Consider the following 15,027-nt stretch of genomic DNA (forward strand, 5'->3'; position numbering starts at 1 on the left):
TGCGACTATTGAAAATATATTAATGATTTCTTGTCAAAGTGTCATTAACAATTCTCGGCGTAACAAAAATAAGCAACTCGCGTTTATTGTCTTGTTTAGACTCTCTGCGGAATAATTTCCCAACATAAGGTAAATCACCCAAGAATGGAACTTTGGTCTGAGAATTAATATTTTCTTGCTCGAAGATTCCACCAAGAACAACAGTTTCACCATTATCAACCACAACATTCGTATCAATTGTGTTTTTATTAATCGTCAACTGACCTGTAGGTGTTGGTGTTCCTGGTGAGTCTTTGGTGATGTTTAATTTCATCATCACCTTACCCTCAGGGGTAATACTTGGTGTAACATCCAAACTTAAGGTCGCATCAATAAATTCAGTTTTTGGAACAGCATTAGCTCCACCACCCGTAGAAGATGAATAAGGAATTTGAGTCCCTGATTCAATTTTTGCAGCTTGCTTATCTGCGGTTAGAACTTTCGGAGTTGAGATTACTTCACCATAACCATCAGCCTGAACAGCCGACAACTCTAGGTCCAACATAAAATCTGAAAGACTAATTAAACCAAAAGCAATACGACTTGCTCCAGGTGTCACAGCACCTAAATTCACATTCAGATTATCTGGACGCTCAATATCATATTTCCAACCACCAGTTTCACTATCAGCTGTAGGTTCTCGTAAATTCCATAAAGTTGTATCACTACCACCAACAAGCAAATCATTATTAGATGCTATACCTTGAGACAATATCCCCCATTTCACTCCCATCTCTTTGGTAAAGTCGGTACTCGCACGCACAATACGTGCTTCAATCATCACTTGCTTCACTGATACATCGAGCAAGTCAATCATCTTACGGATTTGATCAATCTTTTGAGATGTATCATTTATAATCAACGTATTTGTACGTGGATCAATCGAAACCGTTCCGCGCGGGCTTAATAAACTACCTACGCTATCTCCTAAAGGATCACCCCCCCCCTGATTGCGATTACCATTAGCTATGCTATTTTTACCTTGAGTGATGAGTTTTTCAATATCTGCTGCTTTCGCATAACTCAATTGAATATACTCTGTTTGCAAAGGTGAAAGTTTCACACTTTGAGCGACTGCTTTCGCCTCATCCTCTTCCGCTTTGATCAGCTCCGTAACAGGTGCGATCCAAATTACATTTCCATTACGACGCTTATCTAGATTTTTTGTTTTTAAAACGATATCAAGCGCCTGATCCCAAGGAACGTCTTTAAGACGTAGCGTAATATTTCCTTGTACAGTATCAGCGGCAACCATATTGATTCCTGTAAAGTCTGCTAATAACTGCAAAACACGGCGGACTTCAATATCTTGGAAATCTAATGAAATTTTATTTCCAGTATAGGTCTGTGGTTTAGCTTTATTCGGTGACTTGTCTTCTGGTCGTTTCAAACTAATTGTAAGTTTGTTCTCTGCCTGATAAGCCATGTACTCATAGCTACCTGCAGACTGAATAGTAATAACCCCATTTCCTTTATCGTTATAAGCATCAATACTTGCTACGGGGGTCGCAAAATCATTAGTGTTTAAACGACGCGCCAAGTGCGTTGGGATTTTATTTCCAAGAGTACGAACAACAATTTTACTTCCTTGTTGTTGCACATCTACTGGTGTATTACCCCCCAATAAATCGATAACAACTAGTCCTTCACCTTGATTTCCTCGTTGAAAACCAATATTGGAAACACCTTGTTGAACTTGTCGAGTAGCGACCGTAGGATTAGTGATTAATGTTGGTTTTGCTGAATTTATTTTCAAAACAAAAGTATTACCTTCAACACGGGTTGTGAATGCACCTGAATCCTTTAGATTCACGATCAAACGCGCACGCTGATCATCTGCAGCCACATTGATTGAACTTGCTTCATTGGTTGAAACAGGAATGGATGTTTGCTTTAAGTTCTGCTGAGCCTTATCAAAATCTAAAATTAAACGAGCAGGCTGCTCAAGTTGATAGGCCTGTGGTTGAGGAGGCAAACCATTAAACATAACTCTGATTTCAGTACCCTGATCACCCAAGTTCATCGGCACGATATTTGTAATACCCACCTGTGCCGAAGCTACTTGCGAAATAGCAATTGCAACCGCAGCCATAGAAAATTGACGGAATGCATGATTCATGGTCTTCGCTTCCCCAAATAAAGAATCTTTAATCTGTTTTTTCATTTTTATTCCCTTAATTTTATGGTGCCATACCAATTAGAACGAGCGTTCTTGGTCTCTCCACATAACCATCACGCCCATCTGGTACAATTTCCACCAAATCAATCTGAGTCGGACTAATTTTTACCACTCGACCTTGATTCATTCCTAAGTAGTTTCCAACCTGCACCCGCTCAATTTGTCGATCAGGGGTCTGAATCAGTGCTATCGTTTCATTGGTTTTACCACGCATGCTACCCTTCATATTTAGGGATTCCAACGCATAACTTTCCAGTGGTTGCGGTTGACGATTGAAATTTGGATAAACGCGTTTACCCGCCATTATCTTTAACTCAGCCGCCAATGAGCTTGGCATAAATGGACTTTTCAATTGATGTGCTGAATAGTTAAATAATGGTACAGGGCTAAATACCGGTGCTGGCTCAATAGGTAAAGCAGGTTCGTTCCGAATTTCAGCCATTTTTTGGTTTACGGCGTCAATTTTTGAATCACACCCAACCAAAACAAGCCCAGCCATAAAACTAAATAATAATTTATAATTATTCATTAGTTAGTTCCTCCTTGACTAGGTGGATTATTCTGAGGAGGTACCGCCGCTCCAACCTCAGTGTTTGCTGCATCATCAGCCCCCACATAACGGTAGGTTTTGGCTTTAACAGAATAATTCACAACAGGAATATCTGACTTCTTCGTCTTATCTTCTGAAGCTTCAACCGTGAAATCATGTAAAGTTACAATTCGAGGCAGTGCAGCAATACCTGTAGCAAATGCTCCAAATGCATGATAATCGCCAGTTGCTTCAATACTAATCGGTTGTTCAATAAAGAATTCTTGCTTAACCTCATTTTCTAAGCGAATATTCTTAAACTTCAACCCCGAATTCACACCAGTCAAGTTAATATCTTCAACCAAACTTGGAATCTCAGTTTCTTTCGGCAATTGTTCTAGTTGCTGATTAAAATTAGCTTCCATTTCTTGTAACTGAGCTTGGTAACGCTGCAAATTACGCAGTTTAGAGTCTTTTTCTCTAAATTCATTCAATAAACTTTGCTCTTTAGCCTCTTCATTAGCAATACGCTCAAGCTGAGATTTAATAACAACAAAGTAACCAAGTGCTAAAACAGCTAAAAAAACAAAAATCCAACATGTCACTTTTACAGATAGCGGCCAGCTACCGTAATTATTCATATCAAGCGTATTAAATTGCTGAAAGAATTGCTCTACTGTCATTTTCTTTTTCTTTACAGCAACATCTTGATTGAGTTCATTTAATTCTTCTTGACTCATTGTGCTGCCCCCACTGTTCCTGATGCGACCGTTTCTGCTAATGGGTCAGCTTCAACTGTTGTGCCTATTTCACCAAGATCAACAGTTACAACAAAACTTCCATAGTTTTCTTCAATACGAGGTATAAGCGAGCTGACAGTTTTGTCTTTTTTCTCTTCAGCCGCTAAAAAGGAATTCATAAAAGCGTTGCGATACCAAGGTGATGCTTCAAGATTTCTCAGTAATTCAGCTACTGTGTTTGGACTTTCAGCTTTACCTTCAATCGTGAACTTATCGCCTGTACGTGTAAATTTAGTCAAATACATGGTAGGCGGAGTAACTCGCACCAATTCATCGATTAAACGTACAGCGACAGGTCTTTGACCTTGCAAACCTTGAATGAGTTTCATCCGTTCAATAATTGCATTACTTCGCTCTTGCAAGCCATCTAAGGATTTTAATTGAGCATCAAGATTTTGATTTGTGCTCACAATCAGTTGGTTCGCTTGTTCTTGATCATTTAATTTGTAATCAAGATAACCCCATCCTGCCAAAACCGATGCCACACCTAATGCAGCAACCCCTACACAATATGCAATAAATTGTTTCTTTCGTTGTTCTCTTAGCTCATCACGCCAAGGGAGTAAGTTAATCTTTGCCATTAATCAAAACTCCTCAATGCTAATCCACATGCCACCATCAAGGATGAGGCATCATTTTCTATTTTTTTGATATCGATTTGGGGAGAAAAGCCCATTTGTAAAAATGGGTTGGCAATCGTTACTCGATAACCTAGCTTTTGTTGCAGCAGTTTAGCTAGACCTGGAATATTGGCATTACCACCTGCTAACAGGATGTGGTCAATCTCATTAAATTGAGATGATGAGAAAAAGAATTGCAGCGAACGTGCAGCTTGTTGTACAACTGCATCAAGAAATGGTTCTAAAACTTCGGTATCGTAATCATCTGGCAAACTTCTTTCTTTTTTAGCTCGACCAGCTTCTTCAAAAGATAAACCATAACGATTTTGAACGTCTTGAGTAAGTTGTTTTCCACCAAACACTTGCTCACGAGTATAGATAATTTTACCTTTTTGCATGACCGATAACGTCGTCATCGTATGCCCAATATCTAGAATACCCACTGTATTCGCACCCATAGGTAGCGTATCAGCGAATACACTAAAAGCACGTTCCATAGCATAACTTTCGACTTCAGCAATCTTTGCCTTTAGACCTGCTAGTTCAAGAACTTCAACACGTGAATCAACATTCTCAGTACGCGTAGCGACTAATAACACATTGACACGATTAGGATTTGCCAATCGATCAGCTAAGACTTCAAAGTCCAAACTAACTTCATCTAATGGGAATGGAATATATTGCTCTGCATCCATACGAATTTGAACTTCCCGTTCATCATCCGTCATGTCAGCATCCATCTCGATGATCTTATTAATGACCATCGAAGTAGGCACGGCAATAGCCACATTGGTAGTGTGAGGGTTTGCAAGATTAACAACTCGTTCAAGCGCGTCGCCAACTGCTTCTGGGTTTAAAATGCTTTTCTCAACCACACTATTTTCAGGTAGTGGCATCAATGCATAACTTTCAACCCAATATCGACCGTTCTTAACAGAGAGTTCCAATAACTTAACAGTTGTCGAACTAATATCGACACCCACTAACCCCTTATTTGGTTTACGATATAACCTGAGCACAGTACTTTCCTATTTATTTTTTTATCCCCAAAAATACAACACACTAATTTGTTTTGGTCTTTAATTTATACGGATACAATATCTCATCTAACAATCCGTATGTCTAAAGGATATACTGACCACAATTAGTTTGCCATTCGCTCTTATTAAAACTTACTTATTATGAAAAAGCTATCCAGTTCTGGCATTGTTCGCCCATTTTTTTTGATGCTTATTATTATCTTAGTCTCACTTCCAATGGGTTTTTATGGCATGTATCTCTATCTAGCACCCTCTTTACCAGATATGAGCTCTCTTAAAAAAGCGCCATTATTGAAGCCATTACAGGTGTATACAGCTGATAATAAGTTAATTGCAGAATATGGTGGGAAGCTATCCATTCCAGTTCAATATGAGCAAATCCCCCCTACATTTATCCATGCTTTTTTAGCAGCGGAAGACTCCTCTTTCTTCGAACATAATGGCATCAGTTTCAAAGGTTTAGGTCGAGCACTCACTGAATCAATTACAGGTTCCGACGTACAAACTGGTGGCTCAACAATCACCATGCAGGTTGCGAAAAACTATTATTTAAGCCCAGAAAGGACACTTAAGCGTAAGCTTACCGAAGTATTTTTAGCACGAAAAATAGAGCAAAATCTAACCAAACAAGAAATCTTAAGTTCATATGTAAATAAGATATTTTTAGGTAAAAATGCCTATGGAATTGCTGCGGCAGCCAGAATTTATTACAACAAAAATTTAGATCAACTCAGTATCGCTCAAATGGCGATGATTGCTGGTTTACCTAAGGCACCATCGAAATACAATCCAGTCGTAAATCCTGAACGTGCTTTAGAGCGTCGTAACTGGATTTTAGGTCGAATGTTACAGCTAGGTTACATCAATCAATCACAGTATCAAAAAGCAGTTGCTGAACCGATCAATCTCAATATGATTGATCGCTCTGTGAGTAATGTTCATCCTTACGTCGGTGAAATGGTTCGTTCTGAACTAGTAGAACATTTTGGTGAACAAGCGATTGATTCTGGTTATAAAGTTTACACAACGATTGATAGCAACAAACAAAAATTCGCCGAACAATCCATTCAAGATGGTTTAGAGGCGTATGATCGACGACATGGCTGGCGTGGTCCTGAAGATCACGACAAACCACTTAATCAATTTATGGCATATGCAAATACTTTTCCAGCGCAAGTAACCAAAGTAAATACCAATTCATTTGAAGCTTTGATGCAAGATGGCTCGACTGTCACCGTAAATTGGTCAGGCATGTCATGGGCACGTCCTTATCGCAATGCGAATAGCGTTGGTGGTGCGCCTTCTCGCGCATCCCAAATTGTGAAGGTAAAGGACATTATCCGCTTACGTCCTAATGAAGACAAATCAGCCTGGTCACTGGTCCAAGTTCCAAAAGTTCAAGGGCAATTAATCGCCTTAAACCCAAATGATGGCTCAATTGAAGCAGTTGTTGGCGGATATAATTTTTATCAATCGAAATTTAACCGTGCTGTGCAAGGCTGGAGACAACCTGGTTCGACCATTAAACCTTTTGTTTATGCACTCGCTTTAGAACGAGGTATGACACCCTATAGCATGGTAAATGATAGCCCGATCCGTATTGGGAAATGGTCACCAAAGAACTCTGATGGACGCTATCTTGGGATGATCCCTCTACGTCGTGCGCTTTACCTTTCTCGAAATACGGTCTCGGTTCGTTTATTGCAAAATGTAGGAATTGAACGAGCTAGACAGCTGTTTATGGACTTTGGTTTAGAAGAAGAACAGATTCCTCGCAACTACACAATTGCCTTAGGTACACCACAGGTATTACCAATTCAAATGGCTACTGGTTATGCTACTTTTGCAAATGGTGGATATCGAATTCAACCACATTTCATCAAACGTATTGAAGATGCAACAGGTAAAGTTATTTATGAGGCAAAACCTGAATATGCCTGCATCCCATGTATCAACAATCCAAATGCTTATGCAGAACAACAAGCTGTAGAAGAAGCTAAAACCAAAGAGATCACTAATGAATCTTTAGATGATGCACTCGCAGCTTCAGACGCACAAACAACGACTTCTGCAGTCGACACCAAAACCAATAGCGATTATCGTCAAGCTCAACGTATATTAAAATCAAGTTCAGCATATGATATGGCGAATATCTTACGCGATGTAATTCAACATGGTACGGGTCGTGCAGCGCTTAAAATTGGTCGTGATGATTTAGGAGGTAAAACAGGTACAACCAATGATGCAAAAGATGCTTGGTTCGCAGGTTTTAATGGAAAGTTAGTTGCGGTAGCTTGGGTTGGTTTTGATCAGCCACGCACATTAGGTCGTAGAGAATACGGTGGAGTTGCAGCCCTACCAATTTGGACAACATTCATGGCAAATGCACTCAAAGACACACCATCGTCATGGGTACATTTAGATAAAAATGCTAAAGATCCAATTTCACGAGATAAACTACAGATCCAATCAACTGAAGATAAAAAAGAGTATCGTGCCGCTCCACCATTGGCTCGACCATTGTATCGCCCAGAACCAGCACCACAAACACGCTCTGTTGAGAATGATTTTTCTGATTTACCAGGAACAAATGCTTCAGGTGAAGAACAAATTATTGTTCCAGCAAATAGACAACCACCTCCAATGAATAATGATTCACTAAACCCCGCGCCTAAAAAGGAACGGGATGGAATTGAAAACCTAATTAATCAAATACAATAATTCATTCGAAGCCATCAATTTGATGGCTTCTTTCTTTTCTGAAATAAATAAATCTGAAAAGCAGCCGTAACCTCAAATTCATTTTGCTGTTCTAATTGGGCTCTACGCTCAGGATTTGCCTTATATGCATATGGAGTCATCGCAATAAGATTCTTCAAATCTTGTTGTTCCAATCGCAGTGACGCTTCTATAACCTGTGCTTGCTTTAAATCAAATTCATCATTTAACTGATCGACGAATTTTTGTGGTTCATGCAAATTCACTTGTTCAAATAATGCTTCTCGCAATGCAAACAAGTGCTTCGGTGCAGGCGTTACTACAATCAAATATCCTTCTGGTTTTAATACCCGCCCAATTTCACTTTGCGGGATGGGACTAAAAAGACTGCTACAAACATCAATTACAGAGTCCCTCACTGGCAATGTAGCACCTGTGCCAACAACCCATGTGACTTTATTATTCAGTTTTGCAGCTCGTTGTACTGCTGTTTTTGCAATATCAACACCGATACAGACTTTTGCACAACCTTGCATTGCACTTGTGTAATAGCCTTCACCACACCCAATATCCAAAATAGAACTGGGCTGCAATGTTTGTAGCAACTCAACAACAGCGTTTTGAAGAGGTGCATAAAAACCTTTTTGCAAGAATTCACGTCTAGCCAAAACTGATTCTGCTGTATCCCCTGGGCTTTTACTATGTTTATGCTGTACCACATGCAAATTGACATAGCCTTGCTTAGCAACATCATAATGATGTCCATTTTCACATCGCCATGAGTTTTCAACCAAATCCAATGAGTGTCGACAGACAGGACACATCAGCAAACTCATTTATTTTCTCCAAAAAAAAAGCCGGTATCCACCAGCTTTTTTGTGAATTTTCGCTTAACGTAATTTTAACGTCATTAAACCTAGCACAACGAGGAAAATCGTAATAATCCAGAAACGGATAACAACTTGCGTTTCTTTCCAACCTTGCTTTTCATAATGATGGTGTAAAGGTGCCATCAAGAACACACGCTTATTCCGCATGCGTAAGGATCCGATTTGCAAGAAAACTGAAACAGCTTCCATTACGAAAACACCACCCATAATAGCAAAAACAATTTCTTGTCTAACCATCACCGCGATTGTACCCAACATTGCACCTAGTGCTAATGCTCCTACATCACCCATAAAGACTTGTGCAGGGTGTGCATTATACCAAAGGAAAGCTAAGCCAGCACCGATCATTGCAGAACAGATCACCACGAGCTCTGAAGTATATTTTACATACGGAATATGCAAATAATTGGCAAAACGAATGTCACCAGACAAATAAGCAAACACGCCTAAACCTGCAGCAACCATAACAACTGGCATAATCGCTAATCCATCTAATCCATCAGTTAGATTAACTGCATTCGACGCTCCATTGATGACCAAATAAGTAAATACAATGAATGCTAATCCAAAAGGAACAACTGAAAGTGGGATCGAAAGATTCTTAAAAAACGGAATAAGCAAATCCAGCATATTTGCTGTATGCACAACACTATCTTGTTGCTTTGCAATAACATACAACGCAACACCTGCTCCTAAAGATGCAACCGAAGTCCAAAAGAACTTCTTACGAGCAGGCAAACCAGCGTTATCTTTATAACGGATTTTAATCCAGTCATCAGCCCAACCAACAGCACCAAAGACAACCATGACACCTAGGACAATCCAAACATAAGGATTTGAAAGATCAGCCCACAATAGCGTACTGATCCCAATTGAAAGCAGAATCAGGATTCCCCCCATCGTTGGGGTACCCATTTTTTTAGCATGGTTTTCTGGAGCAAACGAGCTAACTGCCTGACCATATTTCAAAGCTTGTAGCTTGCGTATCATGATTGGTCCTAAAACCAAACCAATCATAAGCGCAGTTAACACGCTCAATAACGAGCGTAATGTTAAATAACGAACAACCTGAAATGAGCTGTTATAGCCCGCCAGTTGCTCAAATAACCATAACAACATTTAGATTTTCTCCATCAAATCAGCCATCAACGTTTCCATGTGGGTAAAACGAGACCCTTTAAAGAGGAAACTCATTGACTGGGGTTGATGTGTTTGAATTAACTGAATTAAAAATGGTAAAGCTTCTGCTTGTGTCGCAAAGGCGTGTAATTTTTCTGAGTGGGATGAACCTTGTAATGCGGCATTTGCATATTCACCCACTACAACAATTTGATCCAAGGCTAAAGCAGCTAAATCGCGACCTAAATCATGATGCTCTTGCCAACTACTATCACCTAACTCACCGATATCACCCATGACCATGACCTTGAGGCCTTGTTGTTGCAAAAGCACTTGGGCAGCAGCACGCATTGAAGTAGGATTCGCATTATAAGTGTCATCGATGAACAAATGGTTTTGATGTTGAATAAAATTCAAACGCCCTTTCGCACCCTGAGCCTGTTCCAAACCCTCTACGATATCATCTAGTTCGATACCAATTGCCAAAGCAAAGGCTGTAGCTGCCGTTGCATTTTGAACATTATGCTCACCAGCAAAAGGTAAATTAACTACACGCTGACCTTGTGGGGTATGTAAATTAAATCGAACAGATTGAGGCTTTAATTCGATCTCAGTCGCGTAAACATCACCACCTTGACCAAAGCTTAAATTTGAGTGTGCTTGAGCACTATTTCTAATGTTGGCAGTAAAATCATCAGCAGCAGGAACGATCGCTACTCCTTGAGGTAAAATGTGCGCATAGATCTCAGATTTAGCACGACAGATTCCTTCACGCCCTCCAAATTCACCTAAATGTGCAGTACCAATATTTAGGATTCCTGCGACATGGGGTTGAACCAAATTAGACGTATAATCAATCTCACCTTGGTGACTGGCACCCAATTCCATAACCGCGTATTGATGTTCTTTACGCAATTCAAGCAACATCATTGGGACACCCAAATCGTTATTTAAATTGCCACGTGTAATCAATGTCGGTGCCAAACGAGAGAGAATACTCCCGAGCATTTCCTTAGTTGTTGTCTTACCACTACTTCCAGTCAATGCGATCACTTTCAGATGTGCATTCTGTTTACGACGATAGGCTCCTAGATCACCTAAGGCTAAACGTGTATCTTTAACAACCAATTGCGCAATATCAGCATCTATTGGACGCTCTACAATCGCAATTTGACAGCCTTGAGTCGCGACCTGAGCCACAAAATCATGAGCATCAAAACGCTCACCTTTAAGCGCAAGAAATACATCGCCAACTTCTGCATGACGTGAATCCGTCAAAATTCGCTTTATTGCACCTTGAGGAATATTGCCATGAAGCCATTCACCTTGAGTTGCTTCTTGTAATTGTTCTGGAGTCCAAGGCTCTAATGGAACTGTACTGGTTGTGGAGGTATGCATAATATTCCCTATTGCGCAGGATAAGCTGAATCTAAAACATGTGATTGTGCAGCGATTGCTGACTGTACTTCAACCACATCATCAAACCAATGTCTTACACCATCGATTTCTTGATAATTTTCATGTCCTTTACCCGCAATCACAACAATATCGCCTGCCTGTGCTTGCTTGACCACAAATTTAATTGCCTCACGGCGATCATGAATTTCATCTATTTGATGACCATCAAAATCAACACCATGCTTCATATCAGCAAAAATTTGTTCTGGATTCTCAGTTCGAGGATTATCTGAAGTCAGCACTACTGGATTGGCATGATCAAGGGCTGCCTGTGTCATCAGTGGGCGCTTTCCTCGATCTCTGTCTCCTCCACAACCAAAAACAGCCCAAAGTTGACCTGTGACGTGGCGTTTCAAAGTGGTCAACACTTGAATCAATGCATCAGGTGTATGCGCATAATCCACCACAAATAACCGTTCATGGTCTTGGATCACCTGCATACGACCAGGTGCGCCTTTTAGTTCGGGTACAAATTTCACTAAGTCAGCAAGATCAAAACCTGCATACTCCGCAGCAATTAAGCTAGCTAAAAGATTTTCAACATTGAACTGACCCAGCAGTGGACTATTTACCGCATAACTTCCGACAGGGCTGATCAGCGTGAAACTTGCCCCACTCAGACGATACTGTAAATCAGCAATATGATAATCAGCAGAAGTTTGAGTTAAAGAATAAGTTAGAATTTTAGGTTGTGAAGGGTTATTTTTTGCTGCTTTTAGCATAATAGAAGCATATTGATCATCTAGATTAATCACGACCGCTTTTAAAGTAGCAAATTTAAATAGCAATGCTTTAGCTTCGGCATAAGCCTCTAAAGTGCCATGGTAATCCAAATGATCTCGACTCAAATTACTGTATACCGCAATTTCGATATCACAACCATTTAAACGACCTTGCTCTAGACCATGAGAACTCGCTTCAAGCGCAACAAATTTGGCACCTTGCTGCGCATAATCATGTAATGCAGTTTGCAACTGTAAGGCATCCAAGGTCGTATGTGTTGATGGTGTGAGATTAGGTAAAATCCCATTACCCGTCGTTCCCATAACGGCACACCCCAAACCTTGAGAACTAATTAACTCAGCCACCAAACGTGAAATTGTTGTTTTGCCATTTGTTCCCGTTACAGCAACGCCCCGCAATGCTTGTACAGGCTCACTCGCTTGTAGATACTGCTTTTGCCATTCACCCATCAAGTAACGCACTTGGGGACACACCCACTCATTCTTTAAGCCTAAAGCACTTTCGCTAATCACAGCCAACGCACCTGAATCTAGAGCTTTTTGGGCAAACTCAATGGTCTTTTCAGGTTGGCTATAGCTATTTAGTGCGATAAAGATCTGCCCAGAGGCTACCTTGCGGCTATCCAAACAAAAGCCATTGAATGGCTGTGAAACCCAAACCGCATCGATATTAACTGGGTGTATCTGCTGAAAAGTAATCGACATAATCTACCTACGGATTGGATTTTGTGGAGTATCAAGAGGTTTATCTAAAGGAACGTTTAATAAGCGCAATGACTCTTGCATGATTCGAGCAAAAACAGGAGCAGCAACAAGACCACCATAATAGCGTCCCTGTGGATTCTCAACGACAATAATCATAGCAAGCCGAGGATCACTGACTGGTGCAACACCTGCAAACAAGGCACGATATTCATTATTGGAATAGCCTTTACGGTCTGCACGTAATTTATGTGCTGTACCTGTTTTACCACCAACACGATATCCTGGAATGTTGGCTTGTAATGCAGTACCACCTGGCATCGTCACCTGCTCTAACATCAACAAAACTTGATCTGCAATTTTAGGATCAAGCACCTGTTTTCCTTCAGGTGCTTTGTCTAATTTACGCAGACTGAGTGGCATTTCAACCCCATGATTTGCCAACATTGCATAGCCTTGAGCTAACTGCAAAATAGTCGCATTCAACCCGTAACCATAAGCCATAGTTCCTAATTGAGAAGGATTTAACTTGTCTCCAGAATAAAGTAAACCTGCACTCTCACCAGGGAATTTAACGTCGGAACGATGACCAAATCCAACACGACGGAAAAATGAAGGCAGAGCGTCTTTTGGCAGAGATAGCGCTAATTTTGCGGAACCAACGTTAGAAGATTTAACAATAATACCTGTCAGTGTTAAAGCACCATAATTATGGGTATCACGAATGGTATGCCAACCTAAACGCATGGTTCCCGGCGCAGTATTTACAATCGTATTTGGTGTGTATTTACCACTTTCTAATGCTGCGGCAACAGTAAACGGTTTCATCGTTGAACCCGGTTCGAACATATCGATCGCACCACGGTTACGCATCGCATCTTTATTGGCTAAACCATTTTTATCATTCGGGTTATAAGATGGCCAACTAGTCATTGCCAAGATTTCACCCGTTTTTACATCTACAGCGATTGCCGTCGCAGAACGTGCATTATTGGCAACACCTGCTGCAGTCAATTCTCGATACATGATGTACTGTAGGCGAGAGTCGATGCTTAGTGTGATATTTTCACCTGACTCAACTTCTTTGATAACTTCTGAAACTTTTAAGCGATTACCTTTTTTATCACGGATGATTTTCTGCTCACCATCCATTCCAGATAATTGCTTATTCAGTTGCATCTCTAAACCTTCAATCCCTTTACCTTCACTATTGGTTAAACCAATAATTTGCGCATTGGGTTGAGGTTGTGGATAGTAACGCTTATAACTTTTCTCAGCATAAACACCCTGAAAATTGCGCTTAACAATTAAATCAGCTTGTTGAGGTGGAATTTCTTTTTGTAAAACTAAATAGCGTGAACGAGGTCGATCATTCATCTGCTTTCTTAAATCTTTACGATCAATACCAACAGCGTCTGCTAATTCGTCTAAATTTAAGTTTTTATCAGGTAGCTGGCGTTTGAGTTTACGATTAGTTGGGTCCTTTTGGAGTTCAGCTGTAATTTCATCATAAAGATGCTTTGCCTCCCAATAATCACGTGGATCAATCACAATTTTCATGATGGGTGTACTGATCGCCAAAGGCACACCATGACGATCACTAATCACACCTCGCATTGCTTCAAGGCGTTCAGTCCGCAAAATATTGGCATTGGCTTTATTTTGTAAAAAGTCTTTATTAACGACCTGCACATAAAATGCACGCGCAACCAAGACCACAAAGCACAGTAGCACCGTTCCCCAAAGCAGGTAAAAGCGCCACATATCCAAAGCTAAAGTTGGCTTTTCTGAGATAGACTGCTGTTTTTTACGTATTGGTTTACTTCGCTTATCTGCCATACAGCATGCCTTATTTATCTTGCTTTGTAGTCATAGGTAAAGAAATCACAACGGTTTGCGCAGCTGGAGGTGAAAACATACGCAATTGCGTTACTGCACGTGAACCAATCTGTGCAGTTGCACCAAAGGTTTGTTGCTCGATCAGCAAACGCCCCCATTCAGCATTTAAATCGTCTCTTTCACGCATATAAGCACTCAGGTCACGATAATCATGTCGATATTCGAACACCTGAAATACCACCATCATGGCGCTAATAAATACTGATGCAACTAACACCGCATAAACAACAACTTTTTTTAGACCTTTTTTGGTGTTCGATACAACTTCGTCATCATTTTTGTTGTTCATTG

The 15,027-nt window shown here is 40.4% G+C and carries 12 protein-coding genes; 1 reads left to right on the forward strand and 11 read right to left on the reverse strand.

Features of this window, described 5'->3' with window-relative positions; translation table 11 throughout:
* Positions 1 to 19: 19 nt before the first annotated feature.
* The 5 genes from pilQ to F948_RS13005 all read right to left on the reverse strand — a co-directional run bounded on the left by pilQ (position 20) and on the right by F948_RS13005 (position 5,186).
* A complete protein-coding gene (gene pilQ, locus F948_RS12985; protein ID WP_171057529.1) occupies positions 20 to 2,158 on the reverse strand; it encodes a type IV pilus secretin PilQ in 2,139 nt (712 codons plus the stop codon).
* Between the two features lie 61 nt (positions 2,159 to 2,219).
* Positions 2,220 to 2,747 carry a pilus assembly protein PilP gene (locus F948_RS12990; RefSeq protein ID WP_004909624.1) on the reverse strand — a complete coding sequence of 176 codons (528 nt, stop codon included), beginning with the start codon at positions 2,745 to 2,747 and terminating at the stop codon, positions 2,220 to 2,222.
* Positions 2,747 to 3,487, reverse strand: a complete 741-nt coding sequence (locus tag F948_RS12995) for a type IV pilus inner membrane component PilO (protein ID WP_004964600.1) — start codon at positions 3,485 to 3,487, stop codon at positions 2,747 to 2,749. Before F948_RS12995 ends, F948_RS12990 begins: the two co-directional genes overlap by 1 nt.
* Positions 3,484 to 4,128: a PilN domain-containing protein gene (locus F948_RS13000; protein WP_004964604.1), complete on the reverse strand. Its 645-nt coding sequence runs from the start codon at positions 4,126 to 4,128 to the stop codon at positions 3,484 to 3,486. Before F948_RS13000 ends, F948_RS12995 begins: the two co-directional genes overlap by 4 nt.
* A complete protein-coding gene (locus F948_RS13005; protein WP_004951546.1) occupies positions 4,128 to 5,186 on the reverse strand; it encodes a pilus assembly protein PilM in 1,059 nt (352 codons plus the stop codon). Before F948_RS13005 ends, F948_RS13000 begins: the two co-directional genes overlap by 1 nt.
* A 162-nt stretch (positions 5,187 to 5,348) precedes the next feature.
* On the opposite strand from F948_RS13005, the gene ponA reads away from it, so the two are divergent.
* Complete coding sequence (gene ponA / locus F948_RS13010) at positions 5,349 to 7,928, forward strand: penicillin-binding protein PBP1a (protein WP_004964607.1); 2,580 nt, start codon at positions 5,349 to 5,351, stop codon at positions 7,926 to 7,928.
* A 14-nt stretch (positions 7,929 to 7,942) separates the two neighbouring features.
* On the opposite strand, the gene F948_RS13015 is transcribed toward ponA, so the two are convergent.
* From F948_RS13015 to ftsL, 6 genes are read right to left on the reverse strand one after another with little or no spacing between them, the layout of a single operon-like run.
* The gene (locus F948_RS13015; RefSeq protein WP_004964610.1) at positions 7,943 to 8,761 is read right to left on the reverse strand and encodes a putative RNA methyltransferase; all 819 of its coding nucleotides are present in this window, start codon (positions 8,759 to 8,761) and stop codon (positions 7,943 to 7,945) included.
* Positions 8,762 to 8,815: 54 nt separating this feature from the next.
* Entirely contained in the window at positions 8,816 to 9,934 is a 1,119-nt protein-coding gene (mraY, locus tag F948_RS13020) for a phospho-N-acetylmuramoyl-pentapeptide-transferase (protein WP_004909640.1), read from the reverse strand.
* The gene (locus F948_RS13025; protein WP_004964613.1) at positions 9,935 to 11,332 is read right to left on the reverse strand and encodes a UDP-N-acetylmuramoyl-tripeptide--D-alanyl-D-alanine ligase; all 1,398 of its coding nucleotides are present in this window, start codon (positions 11,330 to 11,332) and stop codon (positions 9,935 to 9,937) included.
* 8 nt (positions 11,333 to 11,340) lie between these two features.
* Positions 11,341 to 12,840: a UDP-N-acetylmuramoyl-L-alanyl-D-glutamate--2,6-diaminopimelate ligase gene (locus F948_RS13030; protein ID WP_004964616.1), complete on the reverse strand. Its 1,500-nt coding sequence runs from the start codon at positions 12,838 to 12,840 to the stop codon at positions 11,341 to 11,343.
* A 3-nt stretch (positions 12,841 to 12,843) separates the two neighbouring features.
* On the reverse strand, positions 12,844 to 14,676 hold the full coding sequence (ftsI, locus tag F948_RS13035) for a penicillin-binding protein PBP3 (RefSeq protein ID WP_004964619.1): 1,833 nt from the start codon (positions 14,674 to 14,676) through the stop codon (positions 12,844 to 12,846).
* A 10-nt stretch (positions 14,677 to 14,686) separates the two neighbouring features.
* The gene (gene ftsL, locus F948_RS13040) at positions 14,687 to 15,025 is read right to left on the reverse strand and encodes a cell division protein FtsL (protein ID WP_004951532.1); all 339 of its coding nucleotides are present in this window, start codon (positions 15,023 to 15,025) and stop codon (positions 14,687 to 14,689) included.
* Positions 15,026 to 15,027 lie beyond the last annotated feature (2 nt).

Origin of the sequence: Acinetobacter junii CIP 64.5 (assembly GCF_000368765.1) — a bacterium.
GTDB lineage: Bacteria > Pseudomonadota > Gammaproteobacteria > Pseudomonadales > Moraxellaceae > Acinetobacter > Acinetobacter junii.